Source organism: Pseudomonas sp. NPDC077649, assembly GCF_044542855.1.
GTDB lineage: Bacteria > Pseudomonadota > Gammaproteobacteria > Pseudomonadales > Pseudomonadaceae > Aquipseudomonas.
Window position 1 is genome coordinate 548,158 of sequence record NZ_JBITVF010000001.1, and the last position, 17,051, is coordinate 565,208.

14 protein-coding genes are annotated in these 17,051 nt (G+C 66.9%); all 14 read right to left on the bottom strand.

All coding sequences use genetic code 11. The features are described from left to right. Positions 1-6 precede the first annotated feature (6 nt). Positions 7-507, bottom strand: coding sequence for a GNAT family N-acetyltransferase (locus ACIGFL_RS02385; RefSeq protein ID WP_397496018.1), 501 nt, complete (start codon positions 505-507; stop codon positions 7-9). Between the two features lie 3 nt (positions 508-510). Continuing rightward, complete coding sequence (ureA, locus tag ACIGFL_RS02390) at positions 511-813, bottom strand: urease subunit gamma (RefSeq protein WP_122108158.1); 303 nt, start codon at positions 811-813, stop codon at positions 511-513. 86 nt (positions 814-899) lie between these two features. Then, the gene (locus ACIGFL_RS02395) at positions 900-1,736 is read right to left on the bottom strand and encodes an urease accessory protein UreD (RefSeq protein ID WP_397496019.1); all 837 of its coding nucleotides are present in this window, start codon (positions 1,734-1,736) and stop codon (positions 900-902) included. Between the two features lie 141 nt (positions 1,737-1,877). Then, positions 1,878-2,576 (bottom strand): urea ABC transporter ATP-binding subunit UrtE, encoded by a 699-nt coding sequence (urtE, locus tag ACIGFL_RS02400; protein ID WP_397496020.1) that lies wholly within the window; start codon positions 2,574-2,576, stop codon positions 1,878-1,880. Between the two features lie 110 nt (positions 2,577-2,686). Beyond that, entirely contained in the window at positions 2,687-3,529 is an 843-nt protein-coding gene (urtD, locus tag ACIGFL_RS02405; protein WP_397496021.1) for an urea ABC transporter ATP-binding protein UrtD, read from the bottom strand. Next, a complete protein-coding gene (gene urtC, locus ACIGFL_RS02410; protein WP_397496022.1) occupies positions 3,526-4,617 on the bottom strand; it encodes an urea ABC transporter permease subunit UrtC in 1,092 nt (363 codons plus the stop codon). Before urtC ends, urtD begins: the two co-directional genes overlap by 4 nt. Continuing rightward, the gene (gene urtB, locus ACIGFL_RS02415; protein WP_397496023.1) at positions 4,617-6,185 is read right to left on the bottom strand and encodes an urea ABC transporter permease subunit UrtB; all 1,569 of its coding nucleotides are present in this window, start codon (positions 6,183-6,185) and stop codon (positions 4,617-4,619) included. Before urtB ends, urtC begins: the two co-directional genes overlap by 1 nt. Before the next feature lie 144 nt (positions 6,186-6,329). Continuing rightward, positions 6,330-7,595, bottom strand: a complete 1,266-nt coding sequence (gene urtA, locus ACIGFL_RS02420) for an urea ABC transporter substrate-binding protein (protein WP_122108164.1) — start codon at positions 7,593-7,595, stop codon at positions 6,330-6,332. A 75-nt stretch (positions 7,596-7,670) separates the two neighbouring features. Further along, a complete protein-coding gene (locus tag ACIGFL_RS02425; RefSeq protein WP_397496024.1) occupies positions 7,671-8,375 on the bottom strand; it encodes a GntR family transcriptional regulator in 705 nt (234 codons plus the stop codon). Positions 8,376-8,383: 8 nt separating this feature from the next. Continuing rightward, positions 8,384-10,183, bottom strand: coding sequence for an allophanate hydrolase (atzF, locus tag ACIGFL_RS02430; protein ID WP_397496025.1), 1,800 nt, complete (start codon positions 10,181-10,183; stop codon positions 8,384-8,386). Positions 10,184-10,398: 215 nt separating this feature from the next. Beyond that, positions 10,399-10,995: a MarC family protein gene (locus tag ACIGFL_RS02435; protein ID WP_021442653.1), complete on the bottom strand. Its 597-nt coding sequence runs from the start codon at positions 10,993-10,995 to the stop codon at positions 10,399-10,401. Positions 10,996-11,032: 37 nt separating this feature from the next. Further along, a complete protein-coding gene (locus tag ACIGFL_RS02440) occupies positions 11,033-13,777 on the bottom strand; it encodes a response regulator (RefSeq protein WP_397496616.1) in 2,745 nt (914 codons plus the stop codon). Positions 13,778-13,951: 174 nt separating this feature from the next. Further along, the gene (gene purD / locus ACIGFL_RS02445; RefSeq protein ID WP_397496026.1) at positions 13,952-15,241 is read right to left on the bottom strand and encodes a phosphoribosylamine--glycine ligase; all 1,290 of its coding nucleotides are present in this window, start codon (positions 15,239-15,241) and stop codon (positions 13,952-13,954) included. A 199-nt stretch (positions 15,242-15,440) separates the two neighbouring features. Then, positions 15,441-17,048 carry a bifunctional phosphoribosylaminoimidazolecarboxamide formyltransferase/IMP cyclohydrolase gene (gene purH / locus ACIGFL_RS02450; protein WP_397496027.1) on the bottom strand — a complete coding sequence of 536 codons (1,608 nt, stop codon included), beginning with the start codon at positions 17,046-17,048 and terminating at the stop codon, positions 15,441-15,443. Between the last annotated feature and the right edge of the window lie 3 nt (positions 17,049-17,051).

Here is a 17,051-nt window from a genome sequence, read left to right on the forward strand (position 1 = left end):
GGCGGTTCACTCCAGAATCAGTTGCATAAAGGTCAGGTCCAGCCAGCGGCCGAACTTGCGGCCGACCTGGGGCATCTGCCCGGTGGTAACGAAACCCAGGCGCTGGTGCAGGCGGATCGAGGCGGCGTTTTGCGACTCGATGGCGGCGACCATGACGTGCAGGGCGGCGGCGCGGGCGCGTTCGATCAGCGCCTGCATCAGCACAGGTCCCAGGCCCTGGCCGCGCTGGTCGCTGCGCACATACACCGAGTGCTCGACGGTCTGACGAAAGCCTTCGATGCTGCGCCAGGTGCCGTAGCTGGCATAGCCGAGCACCTCGCCGCTGGTAGCGCGCGCCACCAGCACGGGAAAGCCCGCCGCCGTGCGCTCGGCCAGCCAGGCGCGGCGGTTGGCCAGGTCCACCAGGGTCTCGTTCCAGATCGCCGTGGTGTGCTGCACCGCATCGTTGTAGATGGCCAGAATGCCGGGCAGGTCGGCCTCGCCGGCGTCATGTATCGAATAGCTCATGGCTCAGGCAATCGGCTGGTGGACGGTCACCAGCTTGGTGCCGTCGGGGAAGGTGGCCTCGATCTGGATCTCCGGGATCATCTCCGGCACGCCCTCCATCACCTGCTCGCGGCTCAGCAGGGTGGTGCCGAAGTGCATCAGCTCGGCCACGGTGCGGCCGTCGCGGGCGCCTTCGAGCAGGGCGGCGGAGATATAGGCCATGGCCTCCGGGTAGTTGAGCTTGACCCCGCGGGCCAGGCGACGCTCGGCCACCAGGCCGGCGGTGAAGATCAGCAGCTTGTCTTTCTCGCGTGGACTCAGATCCATCTCGTGACTCCGTTTCTGGGCGACCGCCTGTCGCAGCCGCCGCAATCATTGGGGTAGCCAAGGCGCGTGCCTTGGCCCTACATCCGTCAGGTACTCCAGATGCGCGGCAGCAGCGCCTCGCGACCGAGCAGCGCCGGGCGCAGCAGGTGCCACAGGGCGATCAGCCAGGCGCGCGCCTGCAGCGCCTCGCTGGCCAGGCAGCGGGCGATCAGCAGGCCCGAGAGCTGGCTGAGGTCGCCGCGCACGCCGTCGATCTTCAGTTCGCGGCAGCGTTCCAGCAATTCGCTGTCCACTTCGCCGCTGGCCAGCAGGGTGGCGAATACCGGCTGGCCGTCGAGGCCCACGGGCGAGTCGAGCAGGCCGTCGCCGCCGGTTACGCGCTGGCGCTCGTGCCACAGCAGCTGGCCGTCGCGGCGGATATCCAGGGCGGCCTGGAAGTGGCCGCTGGCGAAACGCTCGGCGGCGGCGGGGCGGCCGAGGGCGACGATGTCCCAGTACAGCAGGCGGGCGTCGCCGTGCAGCTCGATCTGCGTGTGCAGCTCGGCCTGGGCGCCGGCGTAGACGATGGTCTCCTGCGGCAGCCATTCCAGGGTGGCGCCGGCCGCGACGCTCAGGCGCAGCTCCTGGCGGGCGACGCCGGCGGCGCGATACCACTTGGCGGCGCCGGGGCTGGTGAGCTGCACCCAGGTGCCCTCGCCGGCATGGGCGGAAATGTCCAGGCGGTCGCCGCCGGCGATGCCGCCGGGCGGATGGACGATGATGTGCTGGCAGACTTGCGGCCCTTCGGCATAGAGGTGCTTCTGCACCCTAAGAGGGCCGAGGTGGCGCCTTTGCACTGGCGTGGTGCGTTCGCCGTGGCGTGCGTAGGCCAGCTCCAGCTCGGCGGGCCAGCTCGGCGTGAACGGGGCGACAGGCAGGTTCATGACAGGGCAAAGATTTCCGCGCATTAGTTGACCGAGTGGGCAAGCAAGAGGCGTGCCTCGAACCAATTCGGTGCGTGGGGGCGCCGTGCGCGTCTGGACTGCGCTGACCCGAGAGGGCGGCGGTGCGCGCGGCGCACCCTACTAGATGGCCACCAGCCCGCGTACGCCCTCGGCTTCCATATTCTCGCCGCGGCCCTGCTGGACGATCTCGCCGCGGCTCATCACCAGGTACTGGTCGGCCAGCTCTGCGGCGAAGTCGTAGAACTGCTCCACCAGCAGGATGGCCATATCGCCACGGGCGGCGAGTTTCTTGATCACTGCGCCGATTTCCTTGATCACCGAGGGCTGGATGCCTTCGGTGGGTTCGTCGAGGATCAACAGGCGCGGCTGGCTGGCCAGGGCGCGACCGATGGCCAGCTGTTGCTGCTGGCCGCCGGACAGGTCGCCGCCGCGGCGATGCTTCATCTCGCGCAGCACCGGAAATAGCTCGTAGATGAATTCCGGCACGGCCTTGGCCTGGCCGGCGGGGAAACGCGACAGGCCCATCAGCAGGTTTTCCTCCACCGTCAGGCGACCGAAGATTTCGCGGCCCTGCGGCACGTAGGCGATACCGGCCTGTACGCGCTGGTGCGGCTTGTGGCCGGTGATGGCCTGGCCCTCCCACTGCACGCTGCCGTCCTTGGCCGGGATCAGGCCCATCAGGCATTTGAGCAGGGTGGTCTTGCCCACGCCGTTACGGCCGAGCAGGCAGGTGACTTCGCCGACCTTCACGTCGAACGACAGGCCACGGAGGATATGGCTGCCGCCGTAGTACTGGTGGAGTTGTTCAACTTGCAGCATGTCGATGTCCTTTGCGTAGGGTGGAGCGGGGCGCGTAGCTCGCGCGCTATCGATCCACCGTGCGATGCCATTGGTGGATGAAAAAAAGCGTCATCCACCCTACGAATCCCTTATCGACCGAGATACACCTCGATCACCCGCTCATCGTTCTGCACCTGTTCCAGCGAGCCCTCGGCCAGCACGCGGCCCTGGTGCAGCACGGTGACGTGGTCGGCGATGCTGCCGACGAAGCCCATATCGTGCTCAACGACCATCAGCGAGTGCTTGCGCGCCAGCGACTTGAACAGCTCGGCGGTGAACTCGGTTTCGGCGTCGGTCATGCCCGCCACCGGCTCGTCGAGCAGCAGCAGGTGCGGCTCCTGCATCAGCAGCATGCCGATCTCCAGGAACTGCTTCTGGCCGTGGGAGAGCAGGCCGGCCGGGCGGTGGCGCGAGGCGTCCAGGCGGATGGTGGCGAGCACCTCGTCGATGCGGTCCTTCTGCTCGCCGGACAGGCGCGCGCGCAGGCTGGCCCACACCGACTTGTTGGTCTTCTGCGCCAGCTCCAGGTTTTCGAACACCGAGAGCGCCTCGAACACCGTCGGCTTCTGGAACTTGCGGCCGATGCCGGCCTGGGCGATCTGCACCTCGCTCATGGCGGTCAGGTCGTACTGCTCGCCGAAGTAGGCCACGCCGTTGTCCGGGCGGGTCTTGCCGGTGATCACGTCCATCATGGTGGTCTTGCCGGCGCCGTTGGGGCCGATGATGCAGCGCAGTTCGCCGACGCCGATATACAGGGTCAGGTCGGTCAACGCCTTGAAGCCGTCGAAGCTGACGTTGATCGCTTCCAGGGTGAGGATGGTGCCGTGGCGCACGTTGACGCCCTTGCCGACGTTCTTGCCGGTATCCAGCGCCAGGCCGGTGGGATCGAAGGCGGCTTCGAGCATGGCTTCGGGGACGGGGGCGGTTCTCATTGCTCCTTCTCCTTCTTCAGTAAGCCGACGACGCCCCTCGGCAGAAACAGGGTGACCACGATAAACAGCGCGCCCAGGGCGAACAGCCAGTATTCGGGGAAGGCCACGGTGAACCAGCTCTTCATGCCGTTGACCAGGCCGGCGCCGAGCAGCGGGCCGATCAGCGTGCCGCGCCCGCCCAGGGCGACCCAGACGGCGGCTTCGATGGACTGGGTCGGCGCCATCTCGCTGGGGTTGATGATGCCCACCTGCGGCACATAGAGCGCCCCGGCCAGGCCGCATAGCACGGCAGAGAGCACCCAGATAAACAGCTTGTAGCCGCGCGGATCGTAGCCGCAGAACATCAGGCGATTCTCGGCGTCGCGCAATGCGGTCAGCACCCGGCCGAACTTGCTGCGCGCCAGGCGAAAGCCCAGGTACAGGCTGCCGACCAGCAGGGCCACGGTGGCGATAAACAGCGCGGCGCGGGTGCCGGCAGCGGTGATATCGAAGCCGAGGATGCGGGTAAAGCCGGTAAAGCCGTTATTGCCGCCGAAGCCGGTTTCGTTGCGGAAGAACAGCAGCATGCCGGCGAAGGTCAGCGCCTGGGTCATGATCGAGAAGTACACGCCCTTGATCCGCGAGCGGAAGGCGAAGAAGCCGAACACCAGCGCCAGCAGGCCGGGCGCCAGCACCACCAGGCACAGCGCCCAGAGGAAATTGCTGGTGCCGTACCAGTACCAGGGCAGTTCGCTCCAGGCCAGGAAACTCATAAAGGCCGGCAGCCCATCGCCCGCCGATTGGCGCATCAGGTACATGCCCATGGCGTAGCCGCCGAGGGCGAAGAACAGGCCGTGGCCCAGCGACAGCATGCCGGCGTAGCCCCAGACCAGGTCCAGGGCCAAGGCGACTATGGCGTAGCAGAGGATCTTGCCCACCAGGGTCAGGCTGTAGGCCGAGACATGCAGGGCGTGGTCGGCCGGCAGCAGGTGCAGCAGCGGCATGGCGATCAGCACGGCCAGCACCAGCAGGCCGATGGCCAGCGAGACCTGCGGGCCGAGCTTGGCGCTGGCGCGCGCCAGCAGCGTTTGATTGAGTGGCATGGTCATCAGTCGATCACCCGTCCCTTGAGTGCGAAGAGCCCTTGGGGCCGCTTCTGGATAAACAGAATGATCAGCGCGAGGATCAGGATCTTGCCCAGCACGGCGCCGATCTGCGGTTCGAGGAACTTGTTCAGCACGCCCAGGCCGAAGGCGGCGGTGACGCTGCCGGCCAGCTGGCCGACGCCGCCGAGCACCACCACCAGGAAGGAGTCGATGATGTAGCTCTGCCCCAGGTCCGGCCCGACGTTGCCGATCTGGCTCAGGGCCACGCCACCGAGGCCGGCAATCCCAGAACCCAAACCGAAGGCGAGCATATCGACGCGGCCGGTCGGCACGCCGCAGCAGGCGGCCATATTGCGGTTCTGGGTGACGGCACGGACGTTGAGGCCCAGGCGGGTCTTGTTCAGCAGCAGCCAGGTCAGCAGCACCACGAACAGGGCGAAGCCGATGATCACGATGCGGTTGTAGGGCAGCACCAGGTTGGGCAGCACCTGCACGCCGCCGGACAGCCAGTAGGGGTTGGCCACTTCGACGTTCTGCGCGCCGAAGGTGACGCGCACCAGCTGGATCAGGATCAGGCTGATGCCCCAGGTGGCCAGCAGGGTTTCCAGCGGGCGACCGTACAGATGGCGGATCACCGTGCGCTCCAGGGCCATGCCGATGCAGGCGGTGACCAGGAAGGCGATGGGCAGGGCGACCAGCGGATAGAGGGCCAGGGCTTCCGGGGCCAGGCGCTGGAACAGCAGCTGCACCACGTAGGTGGTGTAGGCGCCGAGCATCAGCATCTCGCCATGGGCCATATTGATCACCCCGAGCAGGCCGAAGGTGATGGCCAGGCCCAGCGCCGCCAGCAGCAGGATCGAACCCAGCGACAGGCCGCTAAAGGCCTGGCCGAGCAGCTCGCCGACCAGCAGCTTGTTCTTCACCTGGGCCAGGCTCTTTTCTGCGGCGCTGCGCACGGCGGCGTCGCTTTCCTCACCATCGAGCAGGGCCTCCAGGCGGGTGCGCGCCAGCGGGTCGCCGGTCTGGCCGAGGCGCTCCACGGCGGCCAGGCGCACGGCCGGATCCTCGGCTGCCAGTTGCAGGTTGGCCAGGGCCAGGGTCAGGGCGTCGCGCACGGCCTCGTCGGCCTCGATGCTCAGGCGGCTTTCCAGCAGCGGCAGCAGGGGCGGCGGGGTATTGCGTTGCAGCTGTTTGGCGGCCTCGAGGCGGACGGCGGCATCCTTGTCGAGCAACTGATGGCTGGCCAGGGCGCTGGCGATCAGCCCGCGCAGGCGGTTGTTCAGGCGCAGTTTGCGCGGCGTGCCGTTGGGCTCCGCTTGGCCGTCGGCGGCCTGCCAGGTGCCGGCCTGGTGGATAAAGGCGCGCTTGTCGGCGTCGCCGGCGACGCGGCCCTGTTGCAGCGCCTGCAGCAGCGGCAGACGTTCAGGCACGGGCGCGGCGGCCCAGTCCTGCAGCAGCTTGGCCTGCTTGGCCGGGTTGGCGGCGACGAAGGCGTCGGCCTCATTGGCGCTGGCAACCAGAGGTAGCAGCAGCAACAGGCCGAGCAGAATTCGGGTAAGGGCAGTGGGCATAAGGGGGTGTCCTTGGCGTAGCCCGGATGCAATCCGGGCGCGGTCTTCCCGGATTGCATCCGGGCTACAGCGACCCTCTCCCTGCGCGGGCCGCTGCCCCTCTGCCGCTTGCGGGAGAGGGACAGGGGGAGAGGGGCTTTTGCCTTAGTTCGACTTCACCGCGTAATCCGGCTTCTTGTCGTTGCCTTCGATATAGGGGCTCCACGGCTGGGCGCGGATCGGGCTGTCGGTTTCCCAGACCACGGAGAACTGCCCGTCTTCCTGGATTTCGCCGATCATCACCGGCTTGTGCAGGTGGTGGTTGCTCTTGTCCATGGTCAGGGTGTAGCCGCTCGGCGCCTCGAAGGTCTGGCCGTAGATGGCCTCACGCACCTTGTCCACCTCGGTGGTGCCGGCCTTCTCCACGGCCTGGGCCCACATATGGATGCCGACGTAGGTGGCTTCCATCGGGTCGTTGGTCACCGCCTTGTCGGCGCCCGGCAGGTTCTTGGCCTTGGCATAGGCCTTCCACTTGTTGACGAACTCGGTGTTGACCGGGTTTTCCACCGACTGGAAGTAGTTCCAGGCGGCCAGGTGGCCGACCAGCGGCTTGGTGTCGATGCCGCGCAGTTCTTCCTCGCCCACCGAGAAGGCCACCACCGGCACGTCGGTGGCTTCCAGGCCCTGGTTGGCCAGTTCCTTGTAGAAGGGCACGTTGGAGTCGCCGTTGACGGTGGAGATCACCGCGGTCTTGCCGCCGGCGGAGAACTTCTTGATGTTGGCGACGATGGTTTGATAGTCGCTGTGGCCGAAGGGGGTGTAGACCTCTTCGATATCCTTCTCGTCGACGCCCTTGCTGATCAGGAAGGCGCGCAGGATCTTGTTGGTGGTGCGCGGATAGACGTAGTCGGTGCCGAGCAGGAAGAAGCGCTTGGCGGCGCCGCCGTCCTCGCTCATCAGGTACTCGACCGCGGGGATGGCCTGCTGGTTTGGCGCCGCGCCGGTGTAGAAGACGTTGGGCGACAGCTCTTCGCCTTCGTACTGCACCGGGTAGAACAGCAGGCCGTTGAGCTCTTCATAGACCGGCAGCACGGATTTGCGCGACACGCTGGTCCAGCAGCCGAAGGTCACCGCGACCTTGTCCTGGGTCAGCAGCTGACGACCGCGTTCGGCGAACAGCGGCCAGTTGGAGGCCGGGTCGACCACCACCGGCTCGAGCTGCTTGCCGAGCACGCCGCCCTTGGCGTTGATCTCGTCGATGGTCATCAGCGCCATGTCTTTCAGCGAAGTTTCGGAGATCGCCATGGTGCCGGACAGCGAATGCAGGATGCCGACCTTGATGGTCTCGGCCGCCTGTACGGTCCAGGTCATGCCCATGGCGGCGATGGAAGCGGAAAGGGTAAAGGCCTTGATCAGGCTGCGACGTTGCATGGTGCGATCTCCATTCACAGATGTGAGTAAGTGGACAGCGTTGTTATTGGTCATGCAGTGAAGGTCATGGCTCGGCTATTCCGGCATCGGCTGCACGCGCTGGCGAGCGCCGTACAGCTTGTGCAGGGTGATGCTGTGCACCTCTGCCTGGCTGACCTCTATATGGCTCTTGAGCAATTGCTGTGCCTCTTCTAGGCGCCGAGTCTGGATCGCTTCGAGAATTTGCCCGTGTTCGGCGTAGGTCAGCTCGATGCGCTGCGCCTGGGTGAAATCCAGGCGCCTTAGAATGCGGATCTTCTCGCTGACCTCGCGGTGCACGCGGGCCATCTCGCGGTTGCCGGCGGCCTCCAGCAATTGGCAATGGAAGGCCTCGTCGAGGCGTGAAACGGCGGCGCCGTCCTGCAATTGCGCCTCTTTACGCACCAACCAGGTGCGCTCGAGCGCCTGCAGTGCAGCGGGCTGTTCGTCGTTGGGGCGCTGGCACAGCCGGCGTACGGCCTCGAGTTCGAGGACGACGCGCAGCTCGTAGAGTTCGTCGAAGTGGGCGAAGTCCAGCGGGCGTACCTGCCAGCCGCTGCGAAAGTGCACCTCGAGAAAACCCTCGCGTTGCAGGCGATGCAGAGCCTGGCGCACCGGCGTGCGGCTGGCGGCGACGCGCTCGGCCACCTCGCCCTCGGAGAAGCGGTCGCCGGGCATCAGGCGGAACTCGAAGATGTCGTCCTTGAGCTGGGCGTAGATGCGCTCGGCCAGACTCTGCGGGCGTGAAACGGCGCGCGACATGCTTGTGCTCAGGCCTGGGTGCTGGCGATAAAGGCGCGCCAGCCGCCAAAGCTGGTGATATCGCGGGCGCCAGCGAGCGCATACGGCTCGCAGATAAAGCCCTTGACCCAGCGGCCGTCGGCCAGCTGCAGGTTGCCGATGCCCAGCGGCGGCGGGATCTCGGCGACGAACTCGCCGAAGCGCGCCTGCGGCACGTCCCACAGCTCGACGATGATCTCGGCACCGTCCTCGGCGACCCGCGCCAGGCCCGGCTTGGGCGGCACGCTGCCGGGCAGGGCAAAGAGGCGGTAGCTGGCGGCGCTGCTGGTCTGCTCCACCAGCACGGCGTCGCGGCTGGTGAGCTGGAAGTTCAGCGGCATGCCGGTCAGGTGCGCACCGACCACGGCGACGCGGATGCAACCCGGCGCCGGTTTGTCGCTTGGTTTTGGCGCCGGCAGCGGCTTGCCGGTGGCGCCCAGCGGCAGAGCGACGGCCTGCTGCCAGCGCTGGCCGAAGGCGGCCAGCGCCTGGTCGTGCCAGGCCGGGGCGATCAGGGTGATGCCGGCCGGCAGGCCGTCGGCGCGCAGACCCGCCGGTACGGCCAGGGCGGACAGGTCGGCGAGGTTGGTGAAGTTGGTGTAGGTGCCGAACTGGCTGTTGTACAGCACCGGCTCGACGTCCATCTCGGCCAGGCTGCGAATGGTCGGCGAGGTGGGCACCACCAGGGCGTCGAAACCGGCCAGGGCCTCGTTGATGCGGCGGCTCAGCTCGGCGCGGATGTATTCGGCCTTGTAGGCGTCGCAGGCGCTGTAGTTGTGGCCGCCCGCGACTATGCCGCGCACCACCGGGTTGATATGCGCCGGGTCGACGCCTTCCACCGCCACCGTGCGCTCGGCGACCCAGGAACCCTGGTAGAGCTGCTCGGCCAGTTGCCGGAAGGGGGCGAAGTCGATCTCCACCAGCTCGGCGCCCAGTTCGCGCAGCTTGCCCAGGGCGGCCTCGTAGACGGCCTGGTTCTGCGCGTCGCCGAAGAATTCCGGGTTGGCCGGCAGCGCCAGGCGCGGCTGGGCCGGCATGCCGACCTTGGCGCTGGTAGGGTTCTGGCGGCTGTAGGGATCGGCGGCGTCATAGCCACCGGCGATAGTGGCCACGGCCAGGGCATCGCCGACGGTCAGGGCGAATACCGAGATGCAGTCCAGGGTCTTGCAGGCCGGCACCAGGCCGGTATTGGGCAGCCAGCCCTTGGTCGGCTTGAGCCCGACGATATTGTTGAAGCCGGCCGGCACGCGGCCGGAGCCGGCGGTGTCGGTGCCCAGAGCGAAGGGCACCAGGCCGCGCGCGACCACGCTGGCCGAGCCGGAGCTGGAGCCGCCGCTGACGTAAGCCGGGTTGAAGCTATTGGGCACCGCACCATAGGGCGAGCGGGTGCCGACCAGGCCGGTGGCGAACTGGTCGAGGTTGGTCTTGCCGATCAGGATGGCGCCGGCGGCGCGCAGGCGCGCCACCACTGTGGCATCCGCCTCGGCGCTATAGGCGAACTCGGGGCAGGCGGCGGTGGTGGGCCAGCCGGCGGCGTCGATATTGTCCTTGATGGCGAAGGGCACGCCGTACAGCGGCAGCTTGCTCGGGTCGCCGGCTGCACCGTCCAGTGCGGTGGCCAGGGCATCGAGCTGGGCATCGAGCTGAGCCTCGCTGGCCAGGGCGATCCAGGCGCTGTCGCCGGCGCGCAGTTCGCGGCGCAGGGCGTGCAGCAGCTCAAAGGGGGATTGGCCGTCGCGGTAGGCCTGTTGCCAGTCGGTGAGGGTGAAGGCGAGCGGGGCGTCGGACATGCGCTGAGATTCCATCTTGTATCCAAGTTGGGATCAGCAGAGCAATGTCAGTGCCATTTCTTTTAAAGCTTTTAATTTCAGTCGCTTAGTGAGTTTTTAGGGCGCGTGAGGCTCTGCCGGGTGAGCGGCATGCACCGAGCCAGAGCGTTGTTGCAAGCATATGGTGCAGAAGAGAGCGGCGTAGCCCGGATGAAATCCGGGGCAGGCTCTGCGGATTACGGCACCAGGTAGTTCTTCACCCCGGTAAAGATGATCTGCGCCGCCAGGGCGCAGACGAACAGGCCCATCAGGCGGCTGACGATCTGCAGGCCCTGGTCGCCGAGCAGGCGCTCGAACTGGTTGGACAGGTACAGCACCACGCCGACGGTGAGGCTGGCGAAGAAGATCGCCACCACCGCCACCAGCTTGTCGTCCCAGTGTGGCTGGCTGGCGCCCATCAGCAGCAGCGCGCCGATGGTGCCGGGGCCGACGGTCAGCGGAATGGTCAGCGGCACTATGGTCACGTCCTGCTGTACGTTGTCGCTCTGCACCGCGGGCTTGCCCTGGGCCATGCCCAGCGCGGAGATGAACAGCACGCTGCCTGCGCCGATGCGGAAGGCGTCGATGGTGATGCCGAACAGGGTGAAGATGTGCCTGCCGAACAGGTACAGCAGCACGCTGGCGATCAGCGTGGCCAGCGCCACTTTCCAGGCCAGGCGCTTGCGCTCCCTGAGGGTGTAGCCGCGGCTCAGGCCGATAAAGCACGACAGCACGAAGAAGGGGCTGTAGAGCACCAACATCTTCAGGTACAGGCTGAACAACTCGGAGGCCATGGCGGCAGGCTCGCAGAAAACTGGGGGAAGGAGACGATCAGTTTGGCAGTGCGTCACGCTGGCGGCGCAGTTCGCGTTCGGCGATCCAGTGTTCGATCAGCTCGCGCAGTTGCGACAGCTCCACCGGCTTGGACATGTGGCCGTCCATGCCCACGGCGCGGGCGCGTTCCTTGTGTTCGCTGAGGATATGCGCGGTGAGCGCCACCACCGGGGTGCGCGGGCGATGTTCGGCGGCCTCCCAGGCGCGCAGCTGTTCGGTGGCGGAAAAACCGTCGAGCACCGGCATCTCGCAGTCCATCAGCACCAGGTCGTAGTGCTGCGCCTTCATCGCGCTGAGGGCTTCCTCACCGTTGCTGGCGGTGTCCGGCTGCAGGTTGAGCTTGCCGAGCATGCCGCGGATCACCTTGGTGGAGATGCTGTTGTCCTCGGCCACCAGGATGCGGAAGTCGCCGGGCACCTCGAGCGGCGTGCTGACCGGCGTCGGCGCGGCCTGCACCTGGCTGTCGTTGGGGCGCTGGGCCAGCTCGTCGGCCAGGGTGGTCTTGAGCGTATAGCCGGCCACCGGCTTGGCCAGGATGCGCTTGATCCCGGCGTTGCGCGCGATCACCTTGCTCGGCGCGTTGCTGATGCCGGTGAGCATGATGATCAGGATGTCGTGGTTGAGGCTGGGGTCTTCCTTGATCTTGGCCGCCAGCTGCATGCCGGTCATGCCCGGCATGTCCTGATCGAGCAGCACCGCGTCGAAGTATTCGCGCATATGCGCCTTGGTGCGCAGCAGGGCCAGGGCCTCCTTGCCCGACGGCACGGCGCTGACCTGCAGGCCCCAGGCGTTGCACTGCTGCACCAGCACCTTGCGGCAGGTGTCGTTGTCGTCCACCACCAGCAGGCGCGCGCCCTGCAGCGGGCTGTCCAGGTCGGCTTCGGGCTGCTGCAGGCGGGCGGCGTCCAGCGGCAGGGTCAGCCACAGCGTCGAGCCCTGGTTGCCGCTGCCCTGGATGCCGAACTCGCCGCCCATCAGGCGCACCAGCTGACGGGCGATGATCAGGCCCAGGCGCCCGCCGAGGCGGGTGGCGGCGAGGAAGTCCTTGCTGTGCAGCTCGGCGTTGAGCAGGGCGTCGCGCTCCTCGGCCAGCAGCGGACGGCCGCTGTCCTGCACGGCGATGCGCAGGCGATGCTGGCCGTCGCTGCTGTCCAGCGCGGCGACCAGCAGGATCTCGCCCTCGTCGGTCTGCTTGAAGGCGTTGTCGAGCAGGCTGAGCAGGGCCTGGCGCAGGCGCGTCGGATCGCCGCTGATCACCCGCGGCACCTGCGGCTGGATGAAACTGATCAGCTCCACCCGTTGCTGCTCGGCCTTGGCGCGGAAGATGTCGAGGCAGTCCTCGATCAGCGCGCCGAGGTCGAACTGCACGTCGTCCAGCTCGATCTGCCCGGATTCTAGCTTGGAAATGTCGAGAATCTCGTTGATCAGGGTGAGCAGCTCGTTGCCCGAACTGTGGATGGTCTGCACGTAGTCGCGTTGCTTGGCCGACAGCGGCGTGCCCAGCAGCAGCTCGGTCATGCCCAGCACGCCGTTCATCGGCGTACGGATCTCGTGGCTGATCTTGGCCAGGAACTCGGCCTTGGCGCGCAGTTCGGCGCTGCTGGCGGCCAGCGCGGTGCGCTCGTCCAGGGTGTCGCGCTGGATCTGCCGCTGGCGCTCGGTCAGCGACACGCTGAGGATCAGCCCGGCCAGGGTGGCGACGCTGAATACGCCGAGCACCAGCCAGCCGGGGTTGAGCTGGTCGTAACCGAGCAACACCGGAATGAAGAAGCCGAAGCCTAGGTTGAACACCAGCATGCCCACGGCGATCAGCCGCGCCGGCTGGTAACCGGCGCGCCAGTGCAGGGTGCTGACCAGCAGCAGATTGAGGGTGCTCAGCGCCACCAGCAGGTAGACCAGCGAGCTGTACCAGAGCAGCCCGGTGAGGGCGACGGTGACGGCGTAGGCCAGCAGCAGCAGGGCGTTGCCCTGCAGCAGGCGGTTGAGCGGGCTGGCCTGCACCGGCGTGCCGCGGACGAAACTGAGGGCGAAGGCCAGGCCGCTGAAGGCGGCGAACAGCGCCGAGAGGTCGGCGATCAGCGACTGGTTGTGGCTCAGGCTCGGCAGCCACTGGGCGAAGATGCCGAGGTTGGCCGAGGAGCACACCGCCAGGCCGATATTCACCCCGGCCAGCCACAGGCTGCTGGCGCTGCGGCTGTAGAAGAAGCGGATCAGGTTGTACAGGGTCAGCAGCAGCAGCGCGCCGAACAGGGCGCCGAACAGGTAGGCGGGCTTTTCCAGGCTGACCAGTTCGGCCTGGTCCATCACCTTGAACCAGGTCATCAGCGGGTGGTTGGAGGTCAGCCGCACATAGGCGACGCGCGCCTGGCCGTCGTTGGGCAGCGGCATCAGGTAGAAACGCGAGGGCAGCGGGCGCGACTCCAGCGGCATGGCCTCGCCGGTGTGCAGGTTCTGCTCCAGCTGGCCGTCGCGCAGCAGGTAGTAGTCGAGGTACTGCACCCGTGGCGAGAACACCCAGAGCCAGGTCGGCTGCTGCTGCGCGGCGAGCTCGACGCGCAACCAGACGGCGTGCTGGCTGGGCGGGAAGGTGAAGGATTGTTTAGTGAGCGGCTTGAACTGCTGGCGCTGGGCGCGCACCTCTTCCAGGCCCAGGCGGGCGCTGGCGTCGATCAGGTAGGACCAGCCCTGCGGGCTTGTCGGAGCGGTGCCGGCGCAGGCTGTCAGGTTGACACCGAGCAGCAGCAAACTGGCGAATAGTCCGATGGCAATCCTGAGCCGGCGCACGGGCAAATCCCTTCTAAATGAGTGGCCGGATTATAGCCAAGCATTTGTTCGGGAGAATATGGCGTAGGCGGGCATTTTTGTGGCCTGCCATCCCTGGCGGCCACCGGCCTGCGTCATATGCCCTGGCGGCGATCAGCCTTCGCCACGCTCGCGGGCGATGGCGCGGTAGCCGATGTCGTTGCGGTGGAACATGCCGTTCCAGCGGATCTTCTCGGCCAGGCGGTAGGCCTGCTGCTGGGCCTCGGCCACCGTGCGACCGATGGCGGTGGCGCACAGCACGCGGCCGCCGGCGGTGACGATCCGGCCGTCCGAAAGCTTGGTGCCGGCGTGGAACACCTTGCCGTCGAGCTGGGCGGCGTCGTCCAGGCCTTCGATCACATCGCCCTTGGCGTAGTCGCCGGGGTAGCCACCGGCGGCCAGCACCACACCCACGGTCGGACGCGGGTCCCAGGTCGCTTCGACCTTGTCCAGCGCCTTGGCCAGCGCGGCCTCGACCAGCAGCACCAGGGAGCTTTCCAGGCGGCACATGATCGGCTGGGTTTCCGGGTCGCCGAAGCGGCAGTTGAACTCGATGACCTTGGGCTTGCCGGCCTTGTCGATCATCAGCCCGGCATAGAGGAACCCGGTGTAGACGTTGCCTTCGCTGGCCATGCCGCGCACGGTGGGGTAGATCACCTCGTCCATCACCCGCTGGTGCACCTCAGGCGTCACCACCGGCGCCGGCGAGTAGGCGCCCATGCCGCCGGTGTTCGGGCCGGTATCGGCGTCGCCGACGCGCTTGTGGTCCTGGCTGGTGGCCATCGGCAACACGTGCTCGCCGTCGACCATGACGATAAAGGAAGCCTCTTCGCCGTCGAGGAACTCTTCGATCACCACGCGCGAACCCGCCTCACCGAAGGCGTTGCCGGCGAGCATGTCGCGCACGGCGTCTTCGGCTTCCTGCATGGTCATGGCGACTATCACGCCCTTGCCGGCGGCCAGGCCGTCGGCCTTGATCACGATGGGCGCGCCCTTCTCGCGCAGGTAGGCCAGCGCCGGCTCGATCTCGGTGAAGTTCTGGTAGTCGGCGGTGGGGATCTGGTGGCGGGCCAGGAAATCCTTGGTGAAGGCCTTGGAGCCTTCCAGCTGGGCGGCGGCAGCGGTGGGGCCGAAGATATCCAGTTTGCGGCTGCGGAACAGATCGACCACGCCCTTCACCAGCGGTGCCTCGGGGCCGACTATGGTCAGCTGCACGTTCTGCTCGGCGAAGTCGGCGAGCTGCTCGATGGCCAGCACGTCGATGGCCACGTTCTCGCACTTGGCTTCCACCGCGGTACCGGCGTTGCCCGGGGCGACGAAGACCTTCTCGACGCGCGGATCCTGCGCCACTTTCCAGGCCAGGGCGTGTTCACGACCGCCGCTGCCAATGATCAGTACGTTCATGTCTCTCTCCCAATGGAGGCGGGCCGGTGGCCCGTTTGGTGGATAAGCCAAGCGTTATCCACCCTACGAATTCCGAGGTCGCGATGAAGCCGGTAGATGCTAGGCGCCCCAGGTTTCGACCAGCGGAGTTGCCGACTGGCAATGAGCATTGGCGGAACCCGGGGCAACAACGCAGATGCCGGCTTCAGTGCGGCCGATTTTAGTGCCTGAAGTGGCGCATGCCGGTGAACACCATGGCGATGCCGGCTTCGTCGGCGGCAGCGATCACTTCGTTGTCGCGCATCGAGCCACCGGGCTGGATCACCGCGGTGATGCCGGCCTTGGCCGCGTTGTCGATACCGTCGCGGAACGGGAAGAAGGCGTCCGAGGCCATCACCGCGCCCTGCACCTGCAGGCCGGCGTGCTCGGCCTTGATCGCGGCGATGCGCGCGGAGTTGACGCGGCTCATCTGGCCGGCGCCGACGCCGACGGTCTGGCGGTTCTTGGCATAGACGATGGCGTTGGATTTGACGAACTTGGCCACTTTCCAGGCGAAGATCAGGTCGTGGATTTCCTGTTCGCTCGGCGCGCGCTGGGTGACGATCTTCAGGTCTTCGGCCTTGATCATGCCGATGTCGCGGCTCTGTACCAGCAGGCCGCCGTTGACGCGCTTGAAGTCCCATCCCGCAGCGCGTTCGGCCGACCATTCGCCGCATTCGAGCAGGCGCACGTTGGCCTTGGCGGCCACCACTTCACGGGCGGCAGCGCTGATGCTCGGGGCGATGATCACTTCGACGAACTGGCGCTCGACGATGGTCTTGGCGGTCTCGCCATCCAGCTCGCGGTTGAAGGCGATGATGCCGCCGAACGCAGACTCAGTATCGGTGGCGTAGGCCAGGTCGTAGGCCTTGCGGATACCGCCTTCGTCTTCCGGGACCACGGCCACGCCGCAGGGGTTGGCGTGCTTGACGATGACGCAGGCCGGCTTGACGAAGCTCTTCACGCATTCCAGCGCGGCGTCGGTGTCGGCCACGTTGTTGAACGACAATTCCTTGCCCTGCAGCTGCACGGCGGTGGAAACGCTGGCCTCGCCCTTCTTCGCCTCGACGTAGAACGCCGCGCTCTGGTGCGGGTTCTCGCCGTAGCGCATTTCCTGCGCCTTGATGAACTGGCTGTTGAAGGTGCGCGGGAAGGCGCCACGGCCTTCGGTGGACAGGGTGTCGCGCGCCTGGTCGATGGTGCCCAGGTAGTTGGCGATCATGCCGTCGTAGGCGGCGGTGTGCTCGAAGGCCTTGAGCGCCAGGTCGAAACGCTGGGCGTAGGTCAGGCCGCCGGCCTTGAGGGACTCGACGATGCCGGCGTAGTCGCCGGTGTTGACCACGATGGCGACGTCCTTGTGGTTCTTCGCCGCGCTACGGACCATGGTCGGGCCGCCGATGTCGATGTTCTCGATGGCATCGGCCAGGTCGCAATCGGGCTTGGCCACGGTGGCTTCGAAGGGATAGAGGTTGACCGCCACCAGGTCGATCGGCTTGATGCCGTGCTCGTCCATCACCGCGCCGTCCAGCGCGCGACGGCCGAGGATGCCGCCGTGGATCTTCGGGTGCAGGGTCTTCACCCGGCCGTCCATCATCTCCGGGAAGCCGGTGTAGTCGGCCACTTCCACTGCGGCTACGCCGTTGTCCTTGAGCAGCTTGTAGGTGCCGCCGGTGGAGAGGATCTCGACACCGAGGGTGGCCAGTTCGCGGGCGAACTCGAGGATGCCGGTCTTGTCGGAGACGCTGATCAGGGCGCGGCGAACGGGGAGGCGGGTGGTCTGGTCGGTCATGGC